At 41.1% G+C, this 25,783-nt stretch carries 21 protein-coding genes; 13 read left to right on the top strand and 8 right to left on the bottom strand.

Annotation, left to right across the window (positions count from 1 at the left end; translation table 11 throughout):
* Positions 1-252: 252 nt before the first annotated feature.
* Both AC2IOM_RS00995 and AC2IOM_RS00990 read left to right on the top strand, forming a co-directional pair.
* Complete coding sequence (locus AC2IOM_RS00995; RefSeq protein ID WP_486358851.1) at positions 253-1,647, top strand: hypothetical protein; 1,395 nt, start codon at positions 253-255, stop codon at positions 1,645-1,647.
* Positions 1,648-1,750: 103 nt separating this feature from the next.
* On the top strand, positions 1,751-2,341 hold the full coding sequence (locus AC2IOM_RS00990) for a YjaG family protein (RefSeq protein WP_010560838.1): 591 nt from the start codon (positions 1,751-1,753) through the stop codon (positions 2,339-2,341).
* Positions 2,342-2,353: 12 nt separating this feature from the next.
* Here the strand turns inward: AC2IOM_RS00990 and rsmD are convergent, their stop codons facing one another.
* A complete protein-coding gene (gene rsmD, locus AC2IOM_RS00985; RefSeq protein ID WP_486358850.1) occupies positions 2,354-2,941 on the bottom strand; it encodes a 16S rRNA (guanine(966)-N(2))-methyltransferase RsmD in 588 nt (195 codons plus the stop codon).
* Positions 2,942-3,062: 121 nt separating this feature from the next.
* Between rsmD and ftsY the strand changes: the two genes are divergently transcribed.
* The 5 genes from ftsY to AC2IOM_RS00960 all read left to right on the top strand — a co-directional run bounded on the left by ftsY (position 3,063) and on the right by AC2IOM_RS00960 (position 10,668).
* On the top strand, positions 3,063-5,114 hold the full coding sequence (ftsY, locus tag AC2IOM_RS00980) for a signal recognition particle-docking protein FtsY (RefSeq protein ID WP_486358849.1): 2,052 nt from the start codon (positions 3,063-3,065) through the stop codon (positions 5,112-5,114).
* A gap of 21 nt (positions 5,115-5,135) precedes the next feature.
* The gene (gene ftsE, locus AC2IOM_RS00975; RefSeq protein WP_486358848.1) at positions 5,136-5,810 is read left to right on the top strand and encodes a cell division ATP-binding protein FtsE; all 675 of its coding nucleotides are present in this window, start codon (positions 5,136-5,138) and stop codon (positions 5,808-5,810) included.
* Positions 5,810-6,796 (top strand): permease-like cell division protein FtsX, encoded by a 987-nt coding sequence (ftsX, locus tag AC2IOM_RS00970; RefSeq protein ID WP_010560834.1) that lies wholly within the window; start codon positions 5,810-5,812, stop codon positions 6,794-6,796. Before ftsE ends, ftsX begins: the two co-directional genes overlap by 1 nt.
* Before the next feature lie 187 nt (positions 6,797-6,983).
* Positions 6,984-7,847 (top strand): RNA polymerase sigma factor RpoH, encoded by an 864-nt coding sequence (gene rpoH, locus AC2IOM_RS00965; RefSeq protein ID WP_010560833.1) that lies wholly within the window; start codon positions 6,984-6,986, stop codon positions 7,845-7,847.
* 391 nt (positions 7,848-8,238) lie between these two features.
* Positions 8,239-10,668 carry an arylsulfatase gene (locus tag AC2IOM_RS00960; RefSeq protein ID WP_486358847.1) on the top strand — a complete coding sequence of 810 codons (2,430 nt, stop codon included), beginning with the start codon at positions 8,239-8,241 and terminating at the stop codon, positions 10,666-10,668.
* 81 nt (positions 10,669-10,749) lie between these two features.
* On the opposite strand, the gene rdgC is transcribed toward AC2IOM_RS00960, so the two are convergent.
* Both rdgC and AC2IOM_RS00950 read right to left on the bottom strand, forming a co-directional pair.
* Complete coding sequence (gene rdgC, locus AC2IOM_RS00955; RefSeq protein WP_010560814.1) at positions 10,750-11,661, bottom strand: recombination-associated protein RdgC; 912 nt, start codon at positions 11,659-11,661, stop codon at positions 10,750-10,752.
* Between the two features lie 116 nt (positions 11,662-11,777).
* Positions 11,778-13,544 (bottom strand): ATP-binding protein, encoded by a 1,767-nt coding sequence (locus tag AC2IOM_RS00950; protein ID WP_054978612.1) that lies wholly within the window; start codon positions 13,542-13,544, stop codon positions 11,778-11,780.
* Between the two features lie 259 nt (positions 13,545-13,803).
* Here AC2IOM_RS00950 and AC2IOM_RS00945 point away from each other — a divergent pair, with 259 nt between their 5' ends.
* The 5 genes from AC2IOM_RS00945 to ung all read left to right on the top strand — a co-directional run bounded on the left by AC2IOM_RS00945 (position 13,804) and on the right by ung (position 19,816).
* Entirely contained in the window at positions 13,804-14,175 is a 372-nt protein-coding gene (locus AC2IOM_RS00945) for a response regulator (RefSeq protein ID WP_040641222.1), read from the top strand.
* A gap of 221 nt (positions 14,176-14,396) precedes the next feature.
* Positions 14,397-16,811: a bifunctional aspartate kinase/homoserine dehydrogenase I gene (gene thrA, locus AC2IOM_RS00940; protein WP_486358846.1), complete on the top strand. Its 2,415-nt coding sequence runs from the start codon at positions 14,397-14,399 to the stop codon at positions 16,809-16,811.
* A 9-nt stretch (positions 16,812-16,820) separates the two neighbouring features.
* Positions 16,821-17,780 (top strand): homoserine kinase, encoded by a 960-nt coding sequence (gene thrB / locus AC2IOM_RS00935; protein WP_486358845.1) that lies wholly within the window; start codon positions 16,821-16,823, stop codon positions 17,778-17,780.
* Positions 17,767-19,050: a threonine synthase gene (gene thrC, locus AC2IOM_RS00930; RefSeq protein WP_486358844.1), complete on the top strand. Its 1,284-nt coding sequence runs from the start codon at positions 17,767-17,769 to the stop codon at positions 19,048-19,050. Before thrB ends, thrC begins: the two co-directional genes overlap by 14 nt.
* A gap of 94 nt (positions 19,051-19,144) precedes the next feature.
* Positions 19,145-19,816 (top strand): uracil-DNA glycosylase, encoded by a 672-nt coding sequence (gene ung, locus AC2IOM_RS00925; RefSeq protein WP_486358843.1) that lies wholly within the window; start codon positions 19,145-19,147, stop codon positions 19,814-19,816.
* A 53-nt stretch (positions 19,817-19,869) separates the two neighbouring features.
* Here the strand turns inward: ung and AC2IOM_RS00920 are convergent, their stop codons facing one another.
* The 3 genes from AC2IOM_RS00920 to tal all read right to left on the bottom strand — a co-directional run bounded on the left by AC2IOM_RS00920 (position 19,870) and on the right by tal (position 22,792).
* On the bottom strand, positions 19,870-20,055 hold the full coding sequence (locus AC2IOM_RS00920) for a DUF3545 family protein (protein ID WP_010560807.1): 186 nt from the start codon (positions 20,053-20,055) through the stop codon (positions 19,870-19,872).
* 158 nt (positions 20,056-20,213) lie between these two features.
* A complete protein-coding gene (gene pgi / locus AC2IOM_RS00915) occupies positions 20,214-21,827 on the bottom strand; it encodes a glucose-6-phosphate isomerase (RefSeq protein ID WP_486358842.1) in 1,614 nt (537 codons plus the stop codon).
* Between the two features lie 14 nt (positions 21,828-21,841).
* Positions 21,842-22,792 (bottom strand): transaldolase, encoded by a 951-nt coding sequence (tal, locus tag AC2IOM_RS00910; RefSeq protein WP_486358841.1) that lies wholly within the window; start codon positions 22,790-22,792, stop codon positions 21,842-21,844.
* 232 nt (positions 22,793-23,024) lie between these two features.
* On the opposite strand from tal, the gene yaaA reads away from it, so the two are divergent.
* Positions 23,025-23,804 carry a peroxide stress protein YaaA gene (gene yaaA / locus AC2IOM_RS00905; protein ID WP_486358840.1) on the top strand — a complete coding sequence of 260 codons (780 nt, stop codon included), beginning with the start codon at positions 23,025-23,027 and terminating at the stop codon, positions 23,802-23,804.
* Here yaaA and AC2IOM_RS00900 read toward each other — a convergent pair.
* Both AC2IOM_RS00900 and AC2IOM_RS00895 read right to left on the bottom strand, forming a co-directional pair.
* Positions 23,801-24,658 (bottom strand): GGDEF domain-containing protein, encoded by an 858-nt coding sequence (locus AC2IOM_RS00900; protein WP_486358839.1) that lies wholly within the window; start codon positions 24,656-24,658, stop codon positions 23,801-23,803. The two genes, yaaA and AC2IOM_RS00900, sit on opposite strands and share 4 nt — an antisense overlap.
* Before the next feature lie 68 nt (positions 24,659-24,726).
* Entirely contained in the window at positions 24,727-25,656 is a 930-nt protein-coding gene (locus AC2IOM_RS00895) for a tetratricopeptide repeat protein (protein WP_486358838.1), read from the bottom strand.
* Positions 25,657-25,783 lie beyond the last annotated feature (127 nt).

Raw genomic sequence — 25,783 nt, 5'->3', positions numbered from 1 at the left:
TCTTTTTTAGTAATAAATACTTATTTTCTTTATTTTACAACTAGGTTATTCCATCCGACTATATTGTAGGCTAGACTAAAGCGCAAAAATAACACGATTAAATCTCATCGCTATAGTAAGCAGTGCCAGATTTTATTGTCTACACTTATCTTTGATTTTTATTATTCATAACAACGAATGATAACAAAGAAACTTTATACGTAAATTGGATTACATTAGAGCAATAATAATAAAAAGCTCAAAGGGGGATACATGGGTGAAAATAAGAGCAAGCAGTTAAATGAAGTGCTGAGTGCTTTAAACAGTTTATCGCCTAGTGATGTGTTTAATCTTGCAGCAGAAAAAGTGAATGCAAGTCAAGAAAGTATCGAGCAACAGGTTGCTGACGCAATTGAGTTCGAACATCCGTATATTTCTGAATTAAGTCAAACCTTTACGACGAATATCGCGCCGATATTGCAAACTCTTTTACTGAGCGCGAGTCAACAGGCGCTAGAAAAAGGTCATCAAGCGGCAATGGTTCAACATCAAAATGATGAAGATGAGCACATTCAGCAGCTTGAAGCGCAACTTGCCGAATTTAAAAAGAAAGCAAATCAATTAGAGCTGGATAATGAATCGCTAGAAGAGGCGATTGCAGCGAAAGAAGCTGAGCTTGAAAAAGTAAGTGACGAATTAAGCTCTCAATCAGAGCAGCAACAAGGCGAACTAAGTGGCAAAATTGCCGAGCTTACAGAAAGTCTTGAACTTGCAGAGTCGCAGCTTCACAAACAAAAAGAACAGAACGAAGCGCAGTCGAACAAGCTTAAACAGTTGATTGAAGAGCGCAGAACAGAGCATCAAAGCCAAGATCAAAAGCTGGTTGAAGTGAAAAAAGTATTTACTGATGAAATTGAGCTGTTAAAGCAAGAATCAACCAGTAAAGACGAAGTTATCGAGAAATTAAAGCAGCAGCTTGATGACGTAAGCGGCGAGCTAGACTCAGTACATGAGAAGCACCAATCACTGTCGCAAGAAGCGAATAAAGACAGTGAAACATTGCGCTCGATGTTAGAAGACAAAGAAAAATCACTGCAACAATACGAGAAAGATAAAGCAGAACTTGAAAGCCAAGTGAAAGAGCAATCAGAGGTTGTTGGTAAACTTGAAGAGCAAAACAAACTGCTTTCATCTGATATTGAACAGCACAAAGAGCAAGTTAGCGAACTGTCTGAGAAGTTAACGCAAATCAGTCAAGAAAGTGAAGGTCGCTTCAACGATTTGAAGAAAGACTTGAACCAAGAAGCAAGCGCGCTTAAAGAAAAAGTGAAAGCGCAAGCAGATGCTCTTTCTGAAGAAACATCTAAAAACCAAGAGTTAATGGAAAAACTCACACTGCTTGAAAACGCGAAGCAAGATGACCAAGATTTGATTTCGCAGTTACGCCGTCAGTTAGAAGCGCAAGACACTGCGCTTAACCGTGAACAAGGTCGTAACTCAAGCTTGCTAAGCCGTATTGAAAAAGATACGCAACAAGCACGTGGTGCTTATGAGTCAATACGTAGCGAAAACATTGGTTTAACGGACCGTGTGGAAGAGCTTGAAGCAAAAGTAACCGAATTTAAGCTTAAGTTTGAATACGCGCAGAAACAGCTTAACCAAGAATAATAGTTAGAATAGAAAAAAGGCGTGCTAATTAGCACGCCTTTTTTATGTGTTTTAAGCCGAATCTTGCTACAATTCGCCTAATTAAATTTTAGACTGAACAATAATGAAAAAACCTAATAACTTTCAGCGTATTCGCGAACTTAACTATGTACAGCAGGCATCATTAGCAGCGGCAATGATTGAACGAATGCTGCCCAATTATTTGTTATTTAGTGAAGCGTTAGAGTTTGGTAATGGCACAGAGTTGCGTAATGCTCTTAACTCATTGTGGGAAAAACTATTATTGCCAAAAGCTAAAATTAGCTTAGAAAAATTAAACGAAAAGGTTGAACAAAATACGCCTGATCTCAACGACTTTGATATGTTTGGCGTATACCCTGCAATTGATACGTGTACTGCGTTAATTACCTTAATTAATGGTATGCAGCAAAAAGAAGAAGCTAACTTTGTTGATGTGTGCAAAATATCGCAAGCAAGTGTGGCGAAGTTTATCGAATACCAATTAACATCTGAAGGTGAAATAGCCGATAACGCAGCGCTTCGTGCTCACCCTCTAATGGCATACGAAATGGAAGTGCTGGCAGAGTTGATTGATAAAGTTGAGTCATTTGAACGTATCGATAAAGATGCAGTGAAAGCGTTAAAACAATTAGCAATTGCTGATGGTCAAAGCAATATCGGTATTGAAATTTAACGCTTTTATGGGCTACTTGGTCGCTAACAAGTAGCTCGTAACCTGGCCAAAATTCTTTTCCTTTAAAATTTGCCAGCCGTCTGGGAAATTCAAGTTTACTAATTCTTTTTCGACTTCCAAATACACAACCGCGTCGTTATTTAGCAAATTATTGTCAGCTAATAAGTGACAGGTTTTTTCTGCTAAATTTTTGCGAAAGGGGGGATCAATAAATACTAAGTCGAATTTATCAGCTAGTTTGGGCAGAACCTCTAAACTGTTCCCATGTTTTAATGTGGTATTTTCTGCTTTAAGTGCATTGATATTTTCAGCGATCTGTCGATGTGCTGTTGCATCCAGTTCAATAAACGTTACTTTTTCGGCGTAGCGAGACAGAGCTTCGAACCCTAAACCACCTGAACCTGCAAAACAATCTAACACATTGGCATTGCTGGTGTATAGCATCAACCAGTTAAATACGGTTTCCTTCACCCTATCTGTTGTAGGTCTTAAGCCTTCAACATCATGCACTTTTAACTTTCTCGAACGGAACTTGCCGCCAATAATTCTAATTTGACCAGAATTGTTTGTTGGCTTGTTTTTTTGCTTGTGTGATCGCATTACAAATTTACTTACAGAATTAGACTAAAAAACCAATATGATTTTTTTCATTCACCGGTGAAAGTGATACCATATTGGGAATTGTAGTTTATCAGAATTTTGTGATTGGTATTTAACTTAAATGGCAAAAAATAAATTTTTATCTTGGCTTGGTTTCGGCAAAAAAGACGAGCAACAGCAGCAAGAAGAAGCACGCCTAGCGGCAGAAGAACAAGCGCGATTAGAAGCGGAAGAAAAGGCACGTTTAGAAGCTGAGGCTGAAGAAAAACGCCAAGCGGAAGAAGCAGCACGTTTAGCTGCTGAAGCGGAAGAAAAACGTCAGGCTGAGCAAGCGGAACGTTTAGCTGCTGAAGCAGAAGAAAAGCGCCAAGCCGAAGAAGCTGCGCGTTTAGCAGCTGAAGCGGAAGAAAAGCGCCAAGCTGAAGAAGCAGCACGAATAGCTGCTGAGGCGGAAGAAAAACGCCAAGCCGAGCAAGCGGCACGTTTAGCAGCTGAAGCGGAAGAAAAACGTCAGGCTGAGCAAGCGGAACGTTTAGAAGCTGAGGCAGAAGAAAAACGCCAGGCTGAGCAAGCGGTGCGTTTAGCAGCTGAGGCGGAAGAAAAACGCCAAGCCGAAGAAGCTGCACGTTTAGTTGCTGAAGCGGAAGCAAAACGCCAAGCAGAAGAGGCTGCACGAATAGCTGCTGAGGCGGAAGAAAAGCGCCAAGCAGAAGAGGCTGCTCGTTTAGCAGCTGAAGCGGAAGCAAAACGCCAAGCAGAAGAGGCCGCGCGTTTAGCTGCTGAAGCGGAAGAAAAACGCCAAGCAGAAGAGGCTGCACGAATAGCTGCTGAGGCGGAAGAAAAGCGCCAAGCCGAAGAAGCTGCGCGTTTAGCTGCTGAAGCAGAAGCAAAACGTCAAGCCGAAGAAGCACGTTTAGCAGCTGAAGCGGAAGAAAAACGCCAAGCCGAAGAAGCTGCACGAATAGCTGCTGAGGCGGAAGAAAAACGTCAAGCAGAAGAGGCTGCACGAATAGCTGCTGAGGCGGAAGAAAAACGCCAAGCAGAAGAAGCTGCACGAATAGCTGCTGAGGCGGAAGAAAAACGTCAAGCAGAAGAAGCGGCACGAATAGCTGCTGAAGCAGAAGAAAAGCGCCAAGCCGAAGAAGCTGCACGAATAGCTGCTGAGGCGGAAGAAAAGCGCCAAGCAGAAGAGGCTGCTCGTTTAGAAGCTGAAGAGCAAGCTAAACAGCAAGCTGAAAAAAGTAAAGAACCTAAACTTGGCTTCTTTGGTCGCTTAAAAAAAGGCTTACTTAAAACAAAGCAAAACATCGGTGCAGGTTTTGCCAATATTTTTAGCGGTAAAAAAATCGATGATGAGCTATTTGAAGAGCTCGAGACACAACTGCTTACAGCTGATGTAGGTGTTGATACAACGCTCAAGCTAATTGATAGTTTAACGGACGCAGCCGATCGTAAACAGCTAAAAGATGGTGATGCACTATACGGTTTATTAAAAGAAGAAATGTCGTCAATGTTAGCAAGTGCAGACAAACCGCTTGTGATTGAAAACAGCGATGGCCCATTTGTTATCTTAATGGTGGGTGTAAACGGCGTAGGTAAAACAACAACCATTGGTAAGCTAGCTAAGCAATTCCAAGCTGAAGGTAAGTCGGTTATGTTAGCTGCGGGCGACACATTCCGTGCAGCTGCGGTAGAGCAGTTACAAGTTTGGGGCGAACGTAACGATATTCCTGTTATTGCGCAACACACCGGCGCAGATAGTGCATCTGTTGTGTTTGATGCATTGCAAGCAGCGAAGGCTCGTAACGTGGATGTATTAATTGCCGATACTGCGGGTCGTTTACAAAACAAAGATCACTTAATGCAAGAGCTAGAAAAAATTGCACGTGTGATGAAAAAGCTTGATGTGAATGCGCCACATGAAGTGATGCTAACTATCGATGCAGGTACTGGTCAAAACGCAATTAGCCAAGTAAAACTATTTGATCAAGCTGTAGGCCTGACAGGGATCAGCTTAACGAAATTAGACGGTACAGCCAAAGGTGGGGTTATTTTTGCGGTGGCTGACCAATTTAACATTCCAATTCGCTACATAGGTGTGGGTGAAGGTATTGATGATTTACGTACCTTTAATAGCACAGACTTTATCGAGGCTCTGTTTAGCGAAGAGTAATTCAACGACATAATTATAATAATGATAAAATTTCAACAGGTAAGTAAAACATACCCAGGTGGCCATAAAGCAATTGAGAAAGTAAGTTTTCACTTACAACCCGGTGAACTCGCTTTCTTGACTGGCCACAGTGGGGCTGGGAAAAGCACCTTGCTTAAACTGATCAGCTTGATGGAACGTCCATCTGCTGGTGAGGTATATATAAATGGTGTGCTACTAAATAAAGTAACGGCAAAGCAAGTGCCTTATGTTAGGCGCGATATTGGCGTTATTTTTCAAAACCACCGATTGCTCGACCGTTACTCGGTATTCGATAATGTGGCGTTGCCACTGGTTATTGCTGGCAGTCATCGCCGTGATATCGAAAAACGAGTGCATGCAGCCCTCGATAAAGTAGGGCTGTTAAATAAAGCACGCTGTGCACCAGAAACCCTATCGGGTGGTGAACAACAACGCGTTGGTATTGCGCGGGCAATTGTTAATTCACCGCCTATTTTACTTGCCGATGAACCTACCGGTAACTTAGATCCTGAGTTGTCAGTTGAAATTTTAAAACTGTTTGAAGAATTCAATCAACATGGCACAACTGTGCTTCTTGCTACCCACGATTTAGGCTTAATAGCGCGTATGAAGTACCGCAGCTTAACCTTAAAGGCAGGCAATTTAGTCACCGATCCACTTATGGGAGGTGCATAATGAGTTTATTGTTTAAAGGCCGCAAAAGTCAGGGTGAACAGGTTCAACACTCTTATTTTATGGGGCTGTACTTTGCCTTTATGAATACCATTCGCCAAGGTGTACACAGCCTAGGTGAATTGTGGCGAACGCCAGTTGCATCACTGATGACCATTGCAGTGCTCGGGCTTAGTTTAACCCTGCCTACAACCTTGTATGTGGTAGTTAAGAATGTGCAAAAGGTAAGTAGCGGTTTTGACAATGCAGCTGAAATTTCATTGTTCTTAAAACAGGATATCTCTGACAAAGAATCGAGCGCATTGATTAAGCGCCTGTCTCTTTATAACGAAGTAAAAGATGTGCGTTTTATTTCAAAGCAAGATGCATTAGAAGAGTTTAAAGTGGCGTCGGGTTTTGGTGAAGCGCTTAATTACCTCGACGAAAATCCACTACCCAGTGTTGTTTTAGTCACACCGAATAGCCAATTTACCAAACCAGAAGCGGCACGCGAATTGCTCGATAAACTCGAGCGAGAGCGAGATGTTGATTTTGGCAAACTCGATATTGAGTGGTTAGAAAGACTTAATGCACTACTTAGTTTATTGCGTGAAAGCGTGCTTACAATTGCATTTTTGCTATTAACTTCAGTGGTGTTGATTGTAGGTAATACTATTCGCTTGTCTATTATGGATAAGAAACAAGAAATACAGCTAATGAAGCTCGTTGGTGCAACCAACCATTTTATTCAAGCGCCGTTTTTGTGGACCGGCATTTGGTATGGCATAGTAGGCGGTTTTATTGCTTTTCTAGCGGTATTGATGATGTTGCTTTGGCTTGATAATGCCGTTACCCAAGTTGTGGGCGTTTATAACGCTAACTTTAACTTACAGGGACTCAACTTTAGTGAATTTCTTGTGCTGCTAGGGCTTGCTGTTTGTTTGGGTTTATTTGGTTCGTTTTTATCTGTTAAGCGCTATATCGACGCCATTGAGCCAAACGAAGTGTAATGCCAATATTACGTTTTACAATAAAACTACATTTAAAATTGTCGATATTTCAGGTCATTAGTTTTTTCTTACAAGTTTCACGGAACTTTAACTTGAATTCTTGCTCAAAACCTGTAAATTCAGATTAGCACTCTAGTTAAGAGAGTGCTAAAATTGAGAAAGTTTGTTACTCCACCTGAGGTGAAATATGACAAAAGAGATGAATGCCCTAACACTTAGTATGCCGCAAAACGCAGGTAGCATTGAAAGCTATCTACAAGCTGTAAGCACTATTCCTATGCTAAGTGCGGATGAGGAAAAGGCATTGGCAGAGAAGCTACAGGACAGTGGCGACCTTAATGCAGCACGTGCGTTAATTATGTCACACCTTAGATTTGTAGCGCATATCGCGAAAAGTTACTCGGGTTATGGTTTACCGCAGGCAGATCTTATCCAAGAAGGTAACGTTGGCCTAATGAAGGCTGTAAAACGTTTTGACCCAACTGTAGGTGTACGCTTAGTATCGTTTGCTGTTCACTGGATTAAAGCAGAAATTCATGAATATGTGCTGAAAAACTGGCGCATCGTAAAAGTAGCAACGACTAAAGCGCAGCGTAAGTTGTTCTTTAACCTTCGTAAAAACAAAAAGCGTTTAGGCTGGTTTAATCACGAAGAAGTACAAACGGTTGCTAACGAATTAGGTGTATCTGAAAAAGACGTACGTGAAATGGAATCACGTATGAGCAGCCAAGATATGGGCTTTGACCTAAATGCTGACGAAGACGACGGCGCAACACAATCACAGTTTTCACCAGTTCAGTACTTAACAGACCAATCGTCAGACTTAGCTGAAACAGTTGAAGAAGAGCAGTGGCAAGATAACTCTAACCAACGTTTATTCTCAGCGTTAAATACGTTAGATGACCGCTCACAAGATATTATCCGCGCACGTTGGTTAGCAGAAGAGAAAGAAACGCTGCAAGACCTAGCTGCTAAATACCAAGTATCAGCAGAGCGTGTTCGCCAGTTAGAAAAATCAGCTATGAAAAAGCTACAAAACTTAATGGCGTAATTGCTAATTACAGCCAAAGAGAAAAAGCCGCATCAGCGGCTTTTTTTGTGGCTGGGTTTCAACTGGTAATGGGCATTAGGAGCTTAGTCGTCTTATGCAAAGCAGCACTCATCCCTGATTTTTATCTCGCATCATCCATGATGCGCTCTTGTTCATTTTTGTCGTGTAACAAAAATGAACAAGAGAGTGCAGTTACGCAATGTATAGTTTCGTAACACAAACTTTTCTGATTTAGTTATAGCTTTAATTAAATTGTATTTTTGTACTCGCCTTTTCCCAATATAAATATTGAATGATTTTTGTTCGTTATGTTATTGTGTAACGATCATGAACTAGTGTTTTTTAATTAAAAGTCATGAATTTTATGGAATTTTAGAGAAGGAAAGTTCTAATGTTGCATGCCAAATTGCAAAAGTCACTTGAAGTTATTGCAGGTATTCTAGCGTGTTTTATCTTAGTGGCGTGTGGTCCGAAAGACGAATCAACACAGGTTACGAACAGCACTAATAAAGAGGTCAAAGAAGTATCTACATGGCCAGACCGTCGACACCTACCGATTGAACCCTATCAACAAGTTGAAGAACTTTCTTCTTCATTAGCGAAAAGTGGTGCGATTGATTGGCCTAAAGAAATATCAGCGCCAGAGGGAGCGCCAAACGTACTCTTGGTAATGATGGATGATGTAGGTTTTGGTGCAAGTTCTGCATTTGGTGGACCCGTACCTACACCAACATTAGATAAAATAGCTAACCAAGGATTACGTTACAATTCATTTCATACAACAGCAGTCTGCTCGCCAACGCGTGCTTCGTTGATTACTGGACGCAACCATCATGTCGCGTCGACAGGAATTATTATGGAGTTTTCAACTCCGTATCCCGGCTACCATAGCTTAGTCTCTCGCAGTGTAGGCACTATTGGGGAAATCTTAACAAGTAACGGCTATGGAACGTCTTGGTTTGGTAAAAACCATAATGTGCCGGATTGGCAAACATCTAGAGCTGGTCCTTTCAATCTTTGGCCGACAGGGCTTGGCTTCGAATATTTCTTTGGTTTTCTAGGTGGTGATGCCCATCAATTTAGACCGCCAATATATGAAAATACTGTGCCGATAGAGCCGTATCTTGGAAAAGAAGATTATCATTTAGACAAAGATATGTCTGATCGCGCTATCGGGTGGATCAGAACGCAAAAATCGGTATGGCCTAACAAACCGTTTTTTGCCTACTATACGCCTGGAACCGCGCATGCTCCTCACCATGCGCCACAAGAGTGGTTAGATAAGTTTAAAGGTAAGTTTGACCATGGCTGGGATAAGCAGCGTCAAATGACTTATGAAAATCAAAAAAAGCTCGGCATCATTCCTGAAAATGCGGTTTTGAATAAAACACCAGATGATTACAATAAATGGGAGAGTTTATCCGATAAAGAAAAACGAGTTGCAGCAAGGCAAATGGAAGCGTATGCAGCAGCGCTATCGCATGCAGATCATCAAGTTGGGCGTGTATTAGATGCAATTGAATCCATGGGCGAGTTAGACAATACACTTGTTGTTTATATTATGGGAGACAATGGTGCGAGCGCAGAGGACCCTACTGGTTTAGGTATGACAAGTGAAGTGGGCACTATGGGCAATAATGTCGTTGACCAACTTGACTACATGGTTGAGAACATAGATCTTTTTGGGGGGATGTGGTTTGAAAACCATTACTCTCATAGTTGGGCCCACGCGATGAATACGCCTTTTCAATGGGATAAAAAAATCGCATCTCATTTAGGTGGCACGCGAACTGGTATGGCATTGATGTGGAAAGGGCGTATTAAAGACCCTGGTGCGATTCGAAATCAATTTACGCATGTTACAGATATAGTACCCACAATTTTGGAAGCGGCTAATCTTCCTGCGCCAGAAACTATAAATGGTTTTAAGCAAGTTCCAATGGATGGCAAGAGCTTACTTTATACATTTAACAACCCTGATGCGAAAGAAACACATACGACCCAGTACTTTGAAATTATCGGAAACCAAGGGATTTATCATGATGGATGGATCGCCAATACCACACCAAAACGCTTGCCTTGGCAGGGACGTGGCGAAAGCAGCCCTGATCCATTCAATGACTATGAATGGGAACTTTATAATCTAAAAGAAGACTTCAGTCAGTCTAAAAATGTTGCGAATGAGCACCCAGAAAAGCTAAAGGAACTAAGAGCGATTTTCCTAACTGAAGCTGAAAAAAATAAAGTGTTTCCGTTAGATGATCGCTATGTTGAGCGCGCTGATCCTGCATCGAGGCCTGAACCAAACCGAGGTCGAACAGAATTTATTTATTATGACAGTACTCAGCGTATTCCAGAGGGCGCCGCTGTTAATGTTAAAAATAGGTCTTTCTCTATTACTGCTGAGATAAATGTCAACGAAGGTAATGCAGAAGGTATGATCATGACACAAGGAGGTTGGTTTGGTGGTTACGGACTCATGTTACTTGATGGCGTGCCCACTTTTGCATATTCCCGTTCACATTACCCAAAACATAAGTACGTTGTTGCGGCTAAAGAGAGAGTTCCCGCTGGAGAGCATACATTAGTTATGGACTTTAAATATGATGGTGGTGGGTTAGGCAAAGGTGGTATAGCTACTATTAGCTTAAATGGCAATGAAATTGCGAAAGGTCGAATTGATGAAACCGTACCTACACGATTTTCTATGACAGAGGGTTTAGAGGTCGGCCGAGACGCTGGCATGCCTGTGATTAAAAGTTATTCCGTGCCGTTTAAATTTAGTGGTGAAATTAAACGGGTAGTGGTTAATCTAAAATAACACATTAGTATTTTACAACTTATATTCAAAAAGCCGCATTTGCGGCTTTTTGAATATTTAGCGTCGGCTACAAAGGAAACCTTAAATTGTATCTTCCGGTTCGCCTAGTGCAGTGATCAGGGCTTCTAACATTTGCTTAATTTCATCGCTTGAAAGCATAAAGTCAGCATCTAGCTTAACTGCCATATCTTCTTTTGGAATATCAGCGTTTTCTTCTTTTAACAGCTCTGCGTAGTTTACACGTTTAATTGAGCCATCTTCTTGCAGTACAAAGCGAATGCGCTCCATCCAATCTAGCGCTAACTTTGTAACCACTTTACCGTTATCTAAGTGATTCTTTACTTCGTCAGAGGCAAGGTCATGCTGTTTAAGTACTACCTTAGCGCCGTTTTCTTCTGGTTCAACAAGCTCTGCATCAAGACCAATGGTAAATTGCTCTGGAGCTTCGTCTTTCGCTAACCAATTTGTTAAAAATAAACCTAAATCATAGTTTACGAAAGCAGGTACTACAGGCAGTGAACCAAGTGATTTACGAAGTAGTGCAAGTAACTCTTCTGCTTTATTGAAACTTGCACTGTTAACCACCATCCAGCCTTTTTCTAAGTCGATAAAGGCAAACTGTAAGCTTGATTTTTTAAACGCCTGAGGCAGTAAAGAATGCACTAAGTTTTCTTTTAACTCGTCTTTCTCTTTTTTCTTAACAGGGCGGTTTTCGCTGTTTTCGATTTGTTCTACTTTCTCTGCCAGAAGGTCATTGATCACTGCTGGCGGTAGTACTTTTTCTTCGCGTTTAGCGCAAAGCAGAATGCTTTTTTTACTAAAGTGCGACAGCATTTGGCCATGTTTACCAAGTGCTTTGGTCCAGCCAAAGGTGCTTAAATCTTGGCTGCCACATGGGCGAAATTTATCTTGCTCGAGTGCTTTTTCAAATTCGTCTTGGTTGTAATCAACTTCTTGTTTGAAGCGATAGCAAATTAGGTTACTAAACCACATGAAAGGATCCTTGAAATTGTATTGGCAAAACCAATTTCGTTATAAATTTTGCTAAGCGTATCAGGGTTACAAACAATAAAAAAGCGCCTTTCAGCGCTTCTTTATCAATTGAGCAATTAATCCACCAACGGGTAGGAGTCTGGACTTGGCATATCCTTAGGGAAGGTGATTTTGTAGCATAAGCCTTTGCCTGGTTCGCTGGTTGCTGTGATATCGCCAGCCAGGGTTTGTTTAACTAAGTTAAAAGTAATGTGCGTGCCAAGGCCGCTGCCGCCTTGCTCGCGACGTGTTGTGTAGAATGGGTCAAATAAATTTTCTAGCTGCTCAGCTTCAACACCACGGCCGTTATCTTTAAAGGTAATGGCAACTTCGCCATCTTGCTCTTGAATATTAATATCGATGGTACCTGCATTTATGCCTTCAAAACCATGAATTAGTGAATTCATAATCAGGTTGGTAAAAATTTGGCTAATTGCGCCAGCAGGCAAATTGAGTAATAAATCTTCCGGACAATGAATATTAATTTTATGCATTGTCTTTTTAAGTTTCGGGTGAAGCGAGCGAATAATCTCGTTAAGGTATTCTTTTAAGTTAATTTGACGCACCGCTTCACTGGCTTGGTCTACCGCAATTTGCTTAAAGCTAGCAACAAGCTCAGATGCGCGCTCTAAGTTAGTTGTTAATAGGGCGGTACTTTGTTTTGCGTCGGCAATAAATTCTTCAAGCGCTTTTGGTGAGAGGGTTTTCTCTGCGTATGCCGCTTCTACTTGTGCCAAGCGCTCTTGTAAAAACGATGTGGCGGTTACGCCAATACCAACGGGCGTATTAATGTCGTGGGTAATACCTGCAACTAAACCACCCAATGCCGCCATTTTTTCAGAGCCAACTAAGCGCTCCTGGGCCATATTTAATTCATCTACATATTTAGTAAGTTCGTCCTGCTTAACGAGTAATTCGCCTTCCGTGGTTTTGCGGCGATCGACTTCTTCTGTAAGTACTAACTTTTGTTTTTCAAGTTCGTATTTCTGTTGCTGTAAATCCATCATTGCCTGGCTTAAATTCGATGTTTTTCGTGCAACCTCTTGCTCTAGAAGTAAGTTTTGTTGGTCGAGCTTTTCGTTTGTTTTTACAAGCTGTCGTTGTGTTGATTCGAGTTGGTCTTTATAACTTACCACTTTATCAATCAGCTTATTGAACGAATGCTCCATAATTTTTAGTTCGTTGTGCTCAGTGGTTTCTATGCTTACGCGCGCACCTTCAAGGTTATCGAGCTCCAATTCTTCAATTTGCTGGGTTAAGTCTGTTAATGGCTCGGTAAGCAGACGTCTGAATGCCATTAAGAATAAAATAATTAGGAAAGTAGTTTTGATTAAGGCATTACCTACTAAAAAGTACAGCGATACCATAATGCGGCTAAACACCACTTCGCGGCTTGAGAATAGTGTTACGTCACCTACTTGTGTCGCGCGACCTGAAAATTCAAATACTAGCGGAAAGGTGTAACCAAATAAGCCTGAACTGGTATGTTGAACAAGCACTGCTTCTTGTACAAGTTGCGACTCGTAGCGTTCAACAATATCAATTGATTGACCTATTTGTGAAATAATTTCACCGTTATCATCGCGAACAATTACCCCTTCGATAGAGGGGATTGCAAGTAAACCCTCGGCAATAGTGCGGGTTTGCTGCGTATTTAGCTCCCAAATGGCGCGCGTTAAGCTGCCGGAAAAGGTTTTTTGTAAGGTGGAAAGTTCGTTTTGAATGTGATCTTTTGAATTATGGTATTCAGCGATTACTTGACCGCAAGTTACGATAAACGTAAGTACAAAATATACTGAGAGTACGCTGGTTAACAAGCGTTTAGAAAGACTTTTGCTTAACATTGAATTAACCAGAACCTCATTATTGTAATTTTATCATGTTCGCCATTAAAGTTAGCTAATTTTGACCTAAAAATAAATACGAAAGTGGTTAAATAAATCGAATAAATAAAAGCTTAGTTCATTTTAACCAGCTCTACTGACATTTTTGTTAAATAATTTGATCTAATCACGCCATAACGTAACTAGCACGCATAAATCTTGCAATTACCGCGTTTACTCATATTATGGCTATATTGTTACGGTTTTTATTGGTTTTATTTTGTCTAGTACATTTCCCGTACTTGTGTGTGATGACTCGTTAATTGCGCGAAAGCAAGTAGCGCGTTATTTCAAAAATCACAATGACTTTGTTGTTAGCCAAGCCCAGAACGGGCAAGAGGCACTCGACTTATTGCGCCAGCAAGAGTTCGGTTTGTTGTGCCTAGATTTGACTATGCCAGTTATGGACGGTCTGGGCGTGTTAGCTAATTTAAAAGCCGAAAAAATTCACTTACATACCATTATTATTTCTGCCGATATTCAACCTGAAATGAAACAGCGAGTGGCTGAGTTTGGCGTACTAGGATTTATTGAAAAACCATTTAAAGATGAAGCGTTTTCGTCACTTTTGCATAAATTTGGCATTCGTTGATTTATTATAGTGCTAAATGGAATAAATTATCTTTTTTTATAGTTGACATATCTTTGACGATTCGGCAGTCTAAAGGCCATGAAACAAATTAATTTAGTACACACCACCATTATTACAACCATTATCCTAACTGGATAGTGGCATAGGTCTGTACGCAAAATTTAAAGGCCTGTGCTCACTACGAGCACAGGCCTTTTTCGTTTTTGGAATGGGGAAAAAGAATGAAGGTATTAAAATTCGGAGGCTCGTCTCTTGCTGACTTTGCCTGTTTAAAGCAGGTAGCTGAACTTGCCAAAGGTCAACTTGAAGATCAGATGTTGTTAGTGTTATCTGCACCTGGCGGTATGACTGACAGTCTTGTTGAATTATCTGAACTAGCTGAAAAAGGGCAAGATTATTCAGCAGCATGGCAAGCACTCGTTACGCGTAGTGAAGGCCTTAAAGCGCAGGTGTCAGACGTTGCAGTTGTAACTAATTGGCCTAATTTTGATGAGCTAAAACAAAAACTCGATGGGGTTGCGTTAATAGGGCATTGCCCAGCACAAGTAAAAGCCTACGTTATAAGCTTTGGTGAGCGCGTTAGTGTCTCGCTGATGCAAGCGTTGTTAAATGAATTATCACCTGTTTACCTAGAAGCCACTAAGTGCATTGCGTCAAACAACAACTATTTAGATGCAGAAGTTGATTTAACACAATCAAAACAGCAATTTGCAAAGCAATTAGCAGAGCAGCCAAGCAAGGTTTATATTATGCCGGGCTTTACTGCCGCAAGCGAGCAAGGTGAGTTAACAACCCTTGGTCGTAATGGTTCTGATTACTCTGCAGCGATCGCCGCAGCCTGTGTTGATGCTAAAATCTGCCAAATTTGGACAGATGTAGATGGTGTTTACAGCGCCGACCCGCGTTATATCAAATCAGCCATGAAAATTGATAGCTTAAGCTACAAAGAAGCCATGGAGCTTTCTTACTTTGGCGCTAAAGTACTTCACCCTAAAACAATTCTACCGTGTGCAAAATATGGCGTGCCGTGTGAGATTAAAAATACTCATGATCCTGATGTACCAGGTTCGCTTATCAGTGCACAGTCAAGCTCTAACGGTGAGCCTGTAAAAGCCCTTTCGAGTTTACAAGATCTTGCCATGATCACGGTGTCTGGCCCTGGCATGAAAGGTAAAGTGGGCATGGCATCGCGCGTATTTAGCGCATTAGCCCAAGATGAAATCTCAATTGTGTTAATTACACAGTCATCATGCGAATTCAGCATTAGTTTTTGTGTTTATCAAGCTGATTTAGCTAAAGCCACAAACGCACTTGAGCAAGCATTCGCGTTAGAAGCGCAAGCAGGCCTGATAGAACCATTCCAAATCGAACAAAATTTAGCAATTGTGACTTTAGTTGGCGATAACATGAAAGCCCATAAAGGCCTTGCTGCTAAGTTCTTTGCATCACTTGCGCAAGCACAAGTTAACATTGTTGCGATTGCGCAAGACTCGACAGAAAGCGCGATTTCAGCGGTAATTGATGGTCAATCTTGTAATGATGCAGTGAAAGTATGTCATGAAAACTTCTTTACTCATGTGCCTTCTATCGATGTATTTTTACTCGGCTGTGGTTTGGTTGGTAAAGAGCTGGTTAGCCAGCTACAACGCCAGCAAGAATGGCTGCAAAAACGTAATATCAAACTAAATTTGTATGGCGTTGCAAACTCGCGTCAAATGCTACTTGATAGTGACGGCGTAGATTTTGAAAACTGGCAAATGCAACTAGCAGACTCACAGCAGAGCTTTGATTTAAAAGCGGTTGAGCAATTTGTTAAAGAAAACCATTTAATTAACCCAGTATTGGTTGATTGTTCATCATCACAGTTCTTAGCAGAGCAGTATTTAGACTTTATTAATGCAGGCTTCCATGTGGTAGCGGCTAATAAAAAAGCAAATACGAGCTCGCAGGCATATTACCAATCGCTGGTTTCTGCCACACAAAAAACAGGCCGTAAATTCTTATACGAAACAAACGTAGGTGCTGGCTTACCTGTGCTTGATAACTTGCAGCTGCTGTTTGGCGCAGGCGATAAATTACTTAGCTTCAACGGTATTTTAAGTGGTTCACTGTCGTATATGTTTGGTGTAGTAGAGGATGGCTTAAGTTTAAGCGCAGCAACTAAACAAGCAAAAGACAATGGTTTTACAGAGCCTGATCCGCGAGATGATTTATCCGGTATGGATGTAGCGCGTAAGTTACTTATTATTGCCCGTGAATCTGGACTACAGCTTGAGCTTGATGATATTGACGTTGAACCTGTGGTATCACCAGAATTTGCTGAAGGTGCAAGTGTTGATGAGTTTATGGCACGACTACCTGAACTTGATGCTGAATTTACAGCGCGTGTTGAATCAGCAAAAGCGGATGGCAAAGTACTGCGTTATGTTGGTTCAATCGAAGATGGTAAATGTAAAGTAGGCATTCAAGCAGTAAGCAAAGAAGATGCGCTTAACAGTGTACGCGATGGTGAAAATGCATTGGCAATCTTAAGCCAATACTATCAGCCAAAACCATTTGTCATTCGTGGTTATGGCGCTGGCGCAGAAGTTACTGCGGCAGGCGTATTTGCTGACATTTTAAAAACACTGCCGTAGGAGAGGGTGATGATTGAAGTTTATGCACCCGCATCCAGTGGCAACTTTGCCGTTGGTTTTGATTTACTTGGCGCAGCGCTTGCGCCAGTAAGTGGCGCGCTACTTGGCGACATTGTTGCAATTGGCGCAAGCGATTCAGGCCAAGACGAATTTGTATGTAGTGGAAAATACGCTGAAAAACTGGCAGGTCCTAAAGAGGATAACCTTGCTTATCAGTGTTTAGTGCATTTCCGTGAGCATGTTTCAAGCGATATGCCAGCATGTAAACTGGAATTAAAGAAAAACTTACCGGTTGGTTCTGGTTTAGGTTCAAGTGCGTGCTCTGTGGTTGCTGCATTTGCGGCACTTGATAAGTTTGCTAATACTAACCTTTCGCAAAAACAGTTATTGGCATTAATGGCTGATTTTGAAGAAAAAGTCAGTGGTGGTCGCCACTACGATAACATTGCACCGTGTTATTTAGGTGGTTTGCAATTGTGCGGTGATTTAGTGCCAAATAATTCACTGGCGTTACCAACAGATGAAAACTGGCAGTTAGTTGTTGCTTACCCAGGCTTTGCTCTGAATACCGCAAAAGCACGTGCTGTGCTGCCAAAAGAAGTCAGCATGCACACTAGCATTAATTATGGTCAGCGTTTAAGCGCATTTACTGCGTTATGTTTTAGCGGGCAATTTGATAGCGCAATAGCCCTGATGAAAGACGAACTTGCAGAACCTTATCGCCAATCATTAATTGCAGGCTTTAGCGAAGCCAAAGCGGCATTACCAGAATTAGGTGCAGAAGTGGTTGCCATTTCTGGCGCAGGTCCAACGCTTTTGGCGTTAACAAAAAGTGAAGCGCAAGCACAAGCGATAGACGCTTGGTTAAAAGAAAATTATTTGAATAAAAACGGTTTTAGCCACATTTGTAAAATAGATAACCGTGGCACACGTGTACTAGAAAAAGGAGAAAGTGATGTTATTGCATAATCTAAAAGACGCCGAGCAGAAGGTATCGTTTGTAGAGGCGGTAAAAGTAGGATTAGGCAACAATCAAGGTGTCTTTTTCCCAAATAGCCTTGTGCCGCTAAGTAATGTTGATGAGTTACTTGAGCTTGATTTTGTCGCGCGTAGCAGCAAAATTTTATCGCATTTAATAGGTGATGAATTACCAGAAAGTACCGTACAGCAAATGGTACAAAATGCCTTTAACTTTCCAGCTGAACTGGTAAAAGTTGAAGATAAAGTGTACTGCCTTGAGCTGTTTCATGGTCCAACGCTTGCATTTAAAGACTTTGGCGGCCGTTTTATGGCGGAGTGCTTGTCGGTATTTAATGAAGGTAACAAAACCACGATTTTAACAGCAACAAGTGGTGACACAGGTGCTGCTGTGGCACATGCGTTTTACGGCAAAAAAGACATTGATGTGGTGATTTTATACCCGAAAGGTAAAATTTCATTAGCACAGCAAAAACTGTTCACAACCCTGGGCAATAACATTCATTGTTACGCAGTAGATGGCAGCTTTGATGATTGCCAAGCAATGGTAAAACAAGCGTTTTTAGATGATGAAGTAAAACAGCGCTTAGGCTTAAACTCAGCAAACTCAATCAATATTAGCCGTTTACTTGCACAGGTATGTTACTACTTTGAAGCGGTGGCGAAATTACCTAAAGCAGAGCGCGCAAAAGCGCATATTTCGGTGCCAAGTGGTAACTTTGGTAATGTGTGTGCTGCAATGATTGCCGCAAGTTTAGGTTTACCTGTGGCTAAGCTTTCTGCAACGACAAACCAAAATGATACTGTGCCGCGCTATTTGGCATCAAAAGAATGGACGCCAAATGCAACACTAGAGTCGTTATCAAATGCGATGGACGTAAGTAAGCCAAATAACTGGCCACGCGTGCAGTTTATGCTAGATAACAACTGGTTTAGCTACGATAACTTTTATTCGCACAGTGTTGATGAAGCAGAAACGAAAGCGGTAATGCACGATGTTTATGCTAAAGGTTACTTAGCTGAGCCGCATACGGCAATTGCTTACCAAGGCTTAAAACAAGATTTAGCCGCCGATGGTGTTGGCATCTTTTTATCAACGGCTCACCCAGCTAAATTTAAAGAGTCAGTGGAAGACATTCTTTCGATTGAATTAGATATGCCAAAACCACTTGCTGATGCATTAGCAAAACAATGTTTAGCAGAAGACCTAGTTAATGACTATCAAGTGCTGCGTGAAAACATTTTGGCGAAACTTGCTTAATCCTTTTTAATCTGTTGATTGAAATACTTAGCCGCTACAAGTTAGCGGCTTTTTTATGGCATAATTGCGTTCAAAATAGCTATTAACAATCACTATGACTACTTGGACAGATTTACTCGCAGTTGAAAAGCAGCAAGACTACTTTAAAGACACACTCGACTATGTTGCCAAAAGGCGCGCAGAGGGGGTTAATGTATTTCCCCCTGCGGATGAAGTGTTTAGTGCGTTTTCAAGCACCGCGTTTGAAGATGTGAAAATAGTGATCCTCGGGCAGGACCCTTACCATGGCCTAAACCAAGCGCATGGCTTGGCGTTTTCAGTAAAACCGGGTATTAAAGCGCCTCCATCTTTGGCCAACATGTATAAAGAATTAGCAACTGATATCGACGGTTTTACTATACCCAATCATGGTTATTTGCAGGCGTGGGCAGAGCAGGGAGTGCTGTTACTCAATACGGTATTAACCGTTGAGCAAGGCCAAGCCCATTCGCATAAAAAACTCGGTTGGGAAACGTTCACCGACCGTGTTATAGCTGCATTAAATGAACATGGTGATGGTATAGTGTTTTTACTTTGGGGTTCGCATGCGCAAAAAAAAGGACGTCATATCGATACTACTAAGCATGTTGTTTTTAATGGGCCGCATCCGTCACCGCTTTCTGCCTATCGCGGCTTTTTTGGTTGTAAGCATTTCTCTAAAGCAAATGGTGCTTTAATTGCTATGGGTAAAACTCCAATTAATTGGCTGCTACCAAAAGAGGTTTAACAAGCAATAAAAAAGGCTCGTAAGAGCCTTTTTTGATTTGACCTTTATATTGTTTAGATGACTAAATCATCAAGGTCAATGTCGTCTAAAGAACCGTATTCTTCGAGTTCTTTTTTCAGTCTATGTCTTTCCTTTAACGCTTCTATTTCGCGCCATTTGCGCTTTTTCCCTTTTGAAGAGGTTTTTGTTGTTGGTTCAGGACGTTCTAATATTGCAAAAATATCTTCGATGCTATCCATGGTATCCTCCTGTGGATTTTTTAACCTCGGCATAAGAAATATCATAACTCGTCTAAAAATAAAACTAATATGTTTAGCTTTTGTTAAAAAATAATGAAGGTTTTTCGACTAGATCAAAGAAGGGTAAAACAGCTGCCCGAGGGGTAGCTGTTAGGGTATTAATTTGTAAGTGCTTTTAGCAAATTAGCTGTAGATGGATCAAGCTGTTGGTAATTTTGGGACGCCATCGCATCAAGCACTTGGTTGCCAAGTTGTTTACCAAGTTCAACGCCCCACTGGTCATAACTATTAATGCCAAAAAGCACACCTTGCACAAACACTTTATGCTCATAAAACGCCAGCAACGCACCAAGTGAACGAGGCGATAAATCGTCAATTAATAACGTATTAGAACCTTTGTTGCCTGGCATTACTTTATGTGGCGCAAGTTCGTTTATTTGCTCTGGAGTCAAGCCTTGTGCTGCTAGCTCTGCTTTTGCTTGTGCCAAGCTTTTACCTTGCAATAGCGCTTGGCTTTGTCCTAGGCAATTGGCAATCATTGCTTTGTGGTGTTGCTGGTAATTGGCTTCACCAACGCGTGGTAAAATAAAGTCAATCATGGCACTTTGCTTACCTTGGTGCAGTAACTGCATAAAAGAGTGCTGACAATTGGTGCCTTCAGCTCCCCATAAAATCGGACCCGATAAATCAATGTGCTGACCTGTAAGATCGACACTTTTACCGTTACTTTCCATATCAAGTTGCTGTAAGTAAGCCGGTAGGGTTTTTAAAGCGTGACCATAGGGGAGTACTAATAAGTTATTTTCACCTAAGTACTTTTGTTGCCAATAGCCAATTAACGCCGCAATAATAGGTAAGTTTTGCTCTTCTGGAGCTGTTAAAAAATGATTATCAAGGTTTGCAGCGCCTTCAAGTAAGGCTTCAAAATTAGTTTTACCAATTTTAAGTGCTAACGGAAGGGCAATGGTAGACCAAACGGAATAGCGACCGCCAATAAAATCCCACAATGGGAAAATCATTTCTTCACTAAAGCCAGCTTGCTTTGCAAGTTCTGGTTTTGCCGTTAATGCAACCCAGTGCTCAGCGATTGCTGTATTTGGCATGGTTTGTTTAAACCAGTCCATTACGGCATGCATATTAAGTTGGGTTTCAGCTGTGGTCCACGATTTTGATGCCACTACTATTAGAGTTGTTTCAGCATTTAATTTTGTCAGTGTGTGCTTAATTTGTTGCCCATCAATATTGGCAAGGTAATGCACATTCACATCATTTACATGACTATCAATTAGGGCTGCTTCAAGCATTTTAGGGCCAAAAAATGAGCCGCCAATACCAATGCTTATAACATCTGTTATCGCTTTGCCCGTATTGCCAACAATGGCATTTTGTTCAAAGCGAGAAACAAAATCGAGCAATCTCGCTTTTATTGAGTTTATTTCTTGTGCCACCTCAGGCAAATGTGTTGCTAAGGTTTGCGTATTGCGCAATGCAGTATGCAGTACAGCGCGTTTTTCTGTGCTGTTAATTAACTGCCCTGTAAATTGCGCTTCACGTTTTTGCGCTAACTGCTTTAACTTAGAAACGTCAATTAAATCGTTAAGAGTGGATTTATCGATTGCTTGCTTAGCAAAGTCGAGGGTTAAACCTGCCGCGCTCAGTGTAAATTCACTTGCACGGTTAGGCTGCGCATCAAAAAGAGCCAAAATTTGGCTCTTTTTAATATTCTCAGCAGCATCTGTTAGTTGCGTGTGCAACTGCGCTAAGGTGGTCATAAACCGTTTATTCCTTATAGGTTTGCAAAACGAGTTTCAAGTTCAACTTGTGCATCGGCAAACGAGCGAATACCTTCCGCTAGTTTTTCTGTCGCCATTGCATCTTGGTTATGCTGCCAACGGAACTCGTTTTCGCTAAGTGGTGCCGGTTTTGGCAATACTTCAGTCGGTTTTTCAAGTGGGTAAACTTCAGCGTCGGTTAGCTCAGCAAGTTCAGTTAATAGCTGAGGGCTAATGGTTAAACGGTCACAGCCGGTTAACGCTAAAATTTCGCCGGTATTACGGAAGCTTGCGCCCATAACAACGGTTTCATAGCCGTGTGTTTTATAAAAGTTGTAAATGCTACGCACCGACTGAACGCCTGGATCATCAAGTGCAGACGCTGGCTTTGGCATGCCATTTTTTACGTGCCAATCTAAAATTCGGCCAACAAAGGGAGAAATTAAAAATACATTGGCATCGGCACACGCTTTGGCCTGCGCTTCAGAGAAAAGTAGCGTTAAGTTACACTTAATACCTTCTTTTTCTAGCTGTTCAGCCGCTTTGATACCTTCCCAAGTTGACGCAATTTTAATTAAAATTTTGTCTGTATCAACACCTGCTTCGCGGTAAAGCGCAAGTAACGATTTAGCTTTAGCGATGGTCGCTTCAGTATTAAATGATAAGCGCGCGTCTACTTCTGTTGAAATGTAACCTGGTACAACTTCACTGATTTCTTTGCCTAGCAAAACTGAAAAATAATCACATGCAAGTGCAACTTGTTTTGCAGCGTCGGCTTCGTTTGCTTTTGCATATGCAAGTGCTTCTGCTAGCAACGGCTGGTATGCCTCAATTTCACTGGCTTTTAGAAGTAGTGATGGGTTGGTTGTTGCGTCTTGCGGTTGGTGTGCTTTAATTGCTGCAATATCACCAGTATCGGCAACAATCGTTGATTGGGCTTTTAAAGCCGCTAAAATTTGTGTCATGGTTTACCTCATTCCTAATATCAAGGTAATAAAAATAGCGTGTTAGCTAAGTTTAGCTTAAAGATGAATCATTAAAGCTAGATGACAAGTATTTGGGAAAGGTCAAATGTCCGTAACACAGGGTTTACGCTACTCCTAGCGAAGAAAAATCCATCGAATGCTAACTAACAGGTGATTTTTATTACAAGAAGTGTTGAAATTACCTTAATACAACGACAAGTCAATAGTAATTATGATCACAGTAATATCACCTGCTAAAAATTTAGACTACGAAACACCTGCACCGAGTAAAAACCATACACAACCTGAGCTATTAGCGCACAGCAAAGAGCTTATTGAAGTATGTCGCGAACTATCAGCACAAGATCTCTCAAGCTTAATGAAAATTAGCGACAAGTTAGCGGGTTTAAACGTGGCGCGTTTTACCGAGTGGCAAACGCCATTCAATGATAGTAACGCCAAACAAGCTATTTATGCGTTTAATGGTGATGTTTATGTAGGTTTAGATGCCGCAACGCTAAGCGAAAAAGCACTGGATTACGCACAAGGTCATTTGCGTATTTTGTCAGGTTTATACGGTATTCTAAAACCACTTGATTTAATGATGGCGTATCGCCTTGAAATGGGCACAAAACTGACGAATCCACGTGGAGCTAATTTATATCAATTTTGGGGTAGTATCATTGCTGAAAAGCTGAATGAAGTATTTGCTGAACAAAATACCAATACGCTCGTCAATTTAGCGTCGAACGAATATTTTAAAGCGGTGGATAAAAAAGCACTTAACGGTGAGATTATTACACCGGTATTTAAAGACTGTAAAAATGGTCAATATAAAGTAATTAGCTTTTATGCGAAAAAAGCGCGTGGCTTAATGGCGCGTTACATTATGGAACAACAAGTAACGAACATGGCGCAATTATTGGCGTTTGACTGTGCAGGTTACTATTACAGCGAAGAGCACACGAAAAAGGCTAATGAACCTGTGTTTTTACGCGCAGAGCAAGTTTAATCAGTACCTGATACAACTTGGTTGCGGCCTTGTTGCTTGGCTTGATAGAGACGTTTATCAGCGATATCGATTAACGTCTCTAGCTTTTTTACGCTAGCTGAGTATTCAGCTATACCAATCGAAACGGTCATATTAAATACTGCGTTTGATAAATGCAGTTCGGTATTTTCTAATTGTACGCGCAGTGACTCGGCTTTGTTGTAAGCTGAAGATGTTGCTATATGCGGCAGTAATATAATAAATTCTTCACCACCCCAACGTGCGAATAAGTCGGATTCGCGACAGTTACTTTGTATCAGATTACAAAATTCAACGAGTGCCAAATCACCCACATTGTGACCATATTGGTCGTTAATCTTTTTAAAATGATCAATATCTAATATTAAAATGCAAAACCGTGGGGTATCGCTTTGCATTGTTTCATTTGCTTTATCAATAAAATAGCGGCGAGTATAAGCGCCTGTTAGCGGGTCGGTGGTGGCAAGTTTTAATAGTGTATTACTTTGTGCTTCTTGTTTTTCAAGCCATAGTTTGATGCCAAACACAATCAGCAACAAACCTATAATTTGAAAGAGATCTTCAATAACGATAGTGATGACTTTTGGAAAGATAACCAATTCATCAAGTGCATCGACACAAATGGCAACTAATAAAATTGAAAAACCTGTAAAAAGCACGTTGTTTGAACGTTCGCTTTGTCGAAAATTTTTCAAATTGAAAATACAAACAAGTACCGCAATCGCCATAATAAATTCAGATGCAAAACTAATTACATCTACGTTAGCGACAGCTGGGAATAACCAATACGAGACAAAGGGCAGTAAAATAAACAGTGCTAGTATATAAACCGACATCTTAGAACTACATTATTTTGTTAGTACCACAAGTATTCACCGTTCAAGTCGTATTAACAAGTTGCGCGCTATAGTGCGGTTGGGTTTAGTTCGAGCTTATTTGCCAGTTGGTGATAAAGTGTAAGGTGGCTTGGCAGTAGTCTAGTAAATCTAACTTTAGTTATGTGCTGTTTAGCAGCTTCTACCTCTCCAAGTGCGGTGTTTATTTCGGCTAAACGCAGTTGGAAAATAGAATAGTTGGGGCTTTCTTCACTGTTAAAATTGCTTATAGCATCGCGATAGGTTTCGTTTGCAAGTTGTAATTGACCAACCAATTGATAGGTGCGGGCTAAGTTGCCACTTGCCATGGTAAGGTTATCGTTAAACCCGAGTTTACGAGCCCAAAATAGCGCGCTTTTTCTGTGCGGGATTGATTCGAGTAGCTGACCTTGCGAGTACAAAGCATTTGCTAAGTTGCCGTAAATTTCGTGTTGTAGTTTAGCATCTTTACTTTTTCGGTATTGCTGAGCTAAGCGGTTGAGCATTTGTGTTGCTGTATCTTTATCGCCAAATACCATCTCCAAATTGGCAATTTCAACCATACGCAATGGGTTTGGAAAGCTCTCAGATGTGGCACTAACCAATTTAAGCGCTTGCTGTGCATATTCTTTGGCTTTTACTTTTTCATTATAAATATCAAATGCTTTAGCGGCGTAAAAATAGAGCTGAGTTTGAAATGTAACAGGGTGAGTATGGCCTGAATTTAAATATTGCTCGGTAAGATTTTTCAACGGTTTTAGATTGGTAGTTTCATACAGCAAATCTAAGTAATGAGCCGTAATAAAATACCAATCGGTACTGTAGGGCGCATACTCACTTTGTTGCTTAAGCAACTTTGCGCTGCAATCGGGTGCTGATAAGTTGGGGCACACATCTTCAAAGTTATGTAGGTTATCAGCGGCCTTTGTACTTGTACAAAGTAGCCATATACCTATTAAAGTAAAATATCGAATTTTCATTATTATTATAATTTAGCCATTTCGTGCCAATAAACTTGGCTTTAGCCGTTATTTTAGAAATTAGTTTAATTCAATTCAAATATTTGTGATGTGCTTAGTGCTAACGCAATCAGATTGTTTTTTGTAT

It is taken from the genome of Pseudoalteromonas sp. NS-SX12 (assembly GCF_057367955.1).
The sequence above is the reverse complement of the archived record's forward strand: the minus strand, read 5'-3'. Positions and strand labels throughout refer to the sequence as shown.

Excerpts from the sequence above, each read along its gene's own strand:
- AC2IOM_RS00995 (WP_486358851.1), top strand. The coding sequence starts at position 253 with ATGGGTGAAAATAAGAGCAAGCAGTTAAATGAAGTGCTGAGTGCTTTA.
- AC2IOM_RS00990 (WP_010560838.1), top strand. The coding sequence starts at position 1,751 with ATGAAAAAACCTAATAACTTTCAGCGTATTCGCGAACTTAACTATGTA.
- rsmD (WP_486358850.1), bottom strand. The coding sequence starts at position 2,941 with ATGCGATCACACAAGCAAAAAAACAAGCCAACAAACAATTCTGGTCAA.
- ftsY (WP_486358849.1), top strand. The coding sequence starts at position 3,063 with ATGGCAAAAAATAAATTTTTATCTTGGCTTGGTTTCGGCAAAAAAGAC.
- ftsE (WP_486358848.1), top strand. The coding sequence starts at position 5,136 with ATGATAAAATTTCAACAGGTAAGTAAAACATACCCAGGTGGCCATAAA.
- ftsX (WP_010560834.1), top strand. The coding sequence starts at position 5,810 with ATGAGTTTATTGTTTAAAGGCCGCAAAAGTCAGGGTGAACAGGTTCAA.
- rpoH (WP_010560833.1), top strand. The coding sequence starts at position 6,984 with ATGACAAAAGAGATGAATGCCCTAACACTTAGTATGCCGCAAAACGCA.
- AC2IOM_RS00960 (WP_486358847.1), top strand. The coding sequence starts at position 8,239 with ATGTTGCATGCCAAATTGCAAAAGTCACTTGAAGTTATTGCAGGTATT.
- rdgC (WP_010560814.1), bottom strand. The coding sequence starts at position 11,661 with ATGTGGTTTAGTAACCTAATTTGCTATCGCTTCAAACAAGAAGTTGAT.
- AC2IOM_RS00950 (WP_054978612.1), bottom strand. The coding sequence starts at position 13,544 with ATGTTAAGCAAAAGTCTTTCTAAACGCTTGTTAACCAGCGTACTCTCA.
- thrA (WP_486358846.1), top strand. The coding sequence starts at position 14,397 with ATGAAGGTATTAAAATTCGGAGGCTCGTCTCTTGCTGACTTTGCCTGT.
- thrB (WP_486358845.1), top strand. The coding sequence starts at position 16,821 with ATGATTGAAGTTTATGCACCCGCATCCAGTGGCAACTTTGCCGTTGGT.
- thrC (WP_486358844.1), top strand. The coding sequence starts at position 17,767 with ATGTTATTGCATAATCTAAAAGACGCCGAGCAGAAGGTATCGTTTGTA.
- ung (WP_486358843.1), top strand. The coding sequence starts at position 19,145 with ATGACTACTTGGACAGATTTACTCGCAGTTGAAAAGCAGCAAGACTAC.
- AC2IOM_RS00920 (WP_010560807.1), bottom strand. The coding sequence starts at position 20,055 with ATGGATAGCATCGAAGATATTTTTGCAATATTAGAACGTCCTGAACCA.
- pgi (WP_486358842.1), bottom strand. The coding sequence starts at position 21,827 with ATGACCACCTTAGCGCAGTTGCACACGCAACTAACAGATGCTGCTGAG.
- tal (WP_486358841.1), bottom strand. The coding sequence starts at position 22,792 with ATGACACAAATTTTAGCGGCTTTAAAAGCCCAATCAACGATTGTTGCC.
- yaaA (WP_486358840.1), top strand. The coding sequence starts at position 23,025 with ATGATCACAGTAATATCACCTGCTAAAAATTTAGACTACGAAACACCT.
- AC2IOM_RS00900 (WP_486358839.1), bottom strand. The coding sequence starts at position 24,658 with ATGTCGGTTTATATACTAGCACTGTTTATTTTACTGCCCTTTGTCTCG.
- AC2IOM_RS00895 (WP_486358838.1), bottom strand. The coding sequence starts at position 25,656 with ATGAAAATTCGATATTTTACTTTAATAGGTATATGGCTACTTTGTACA.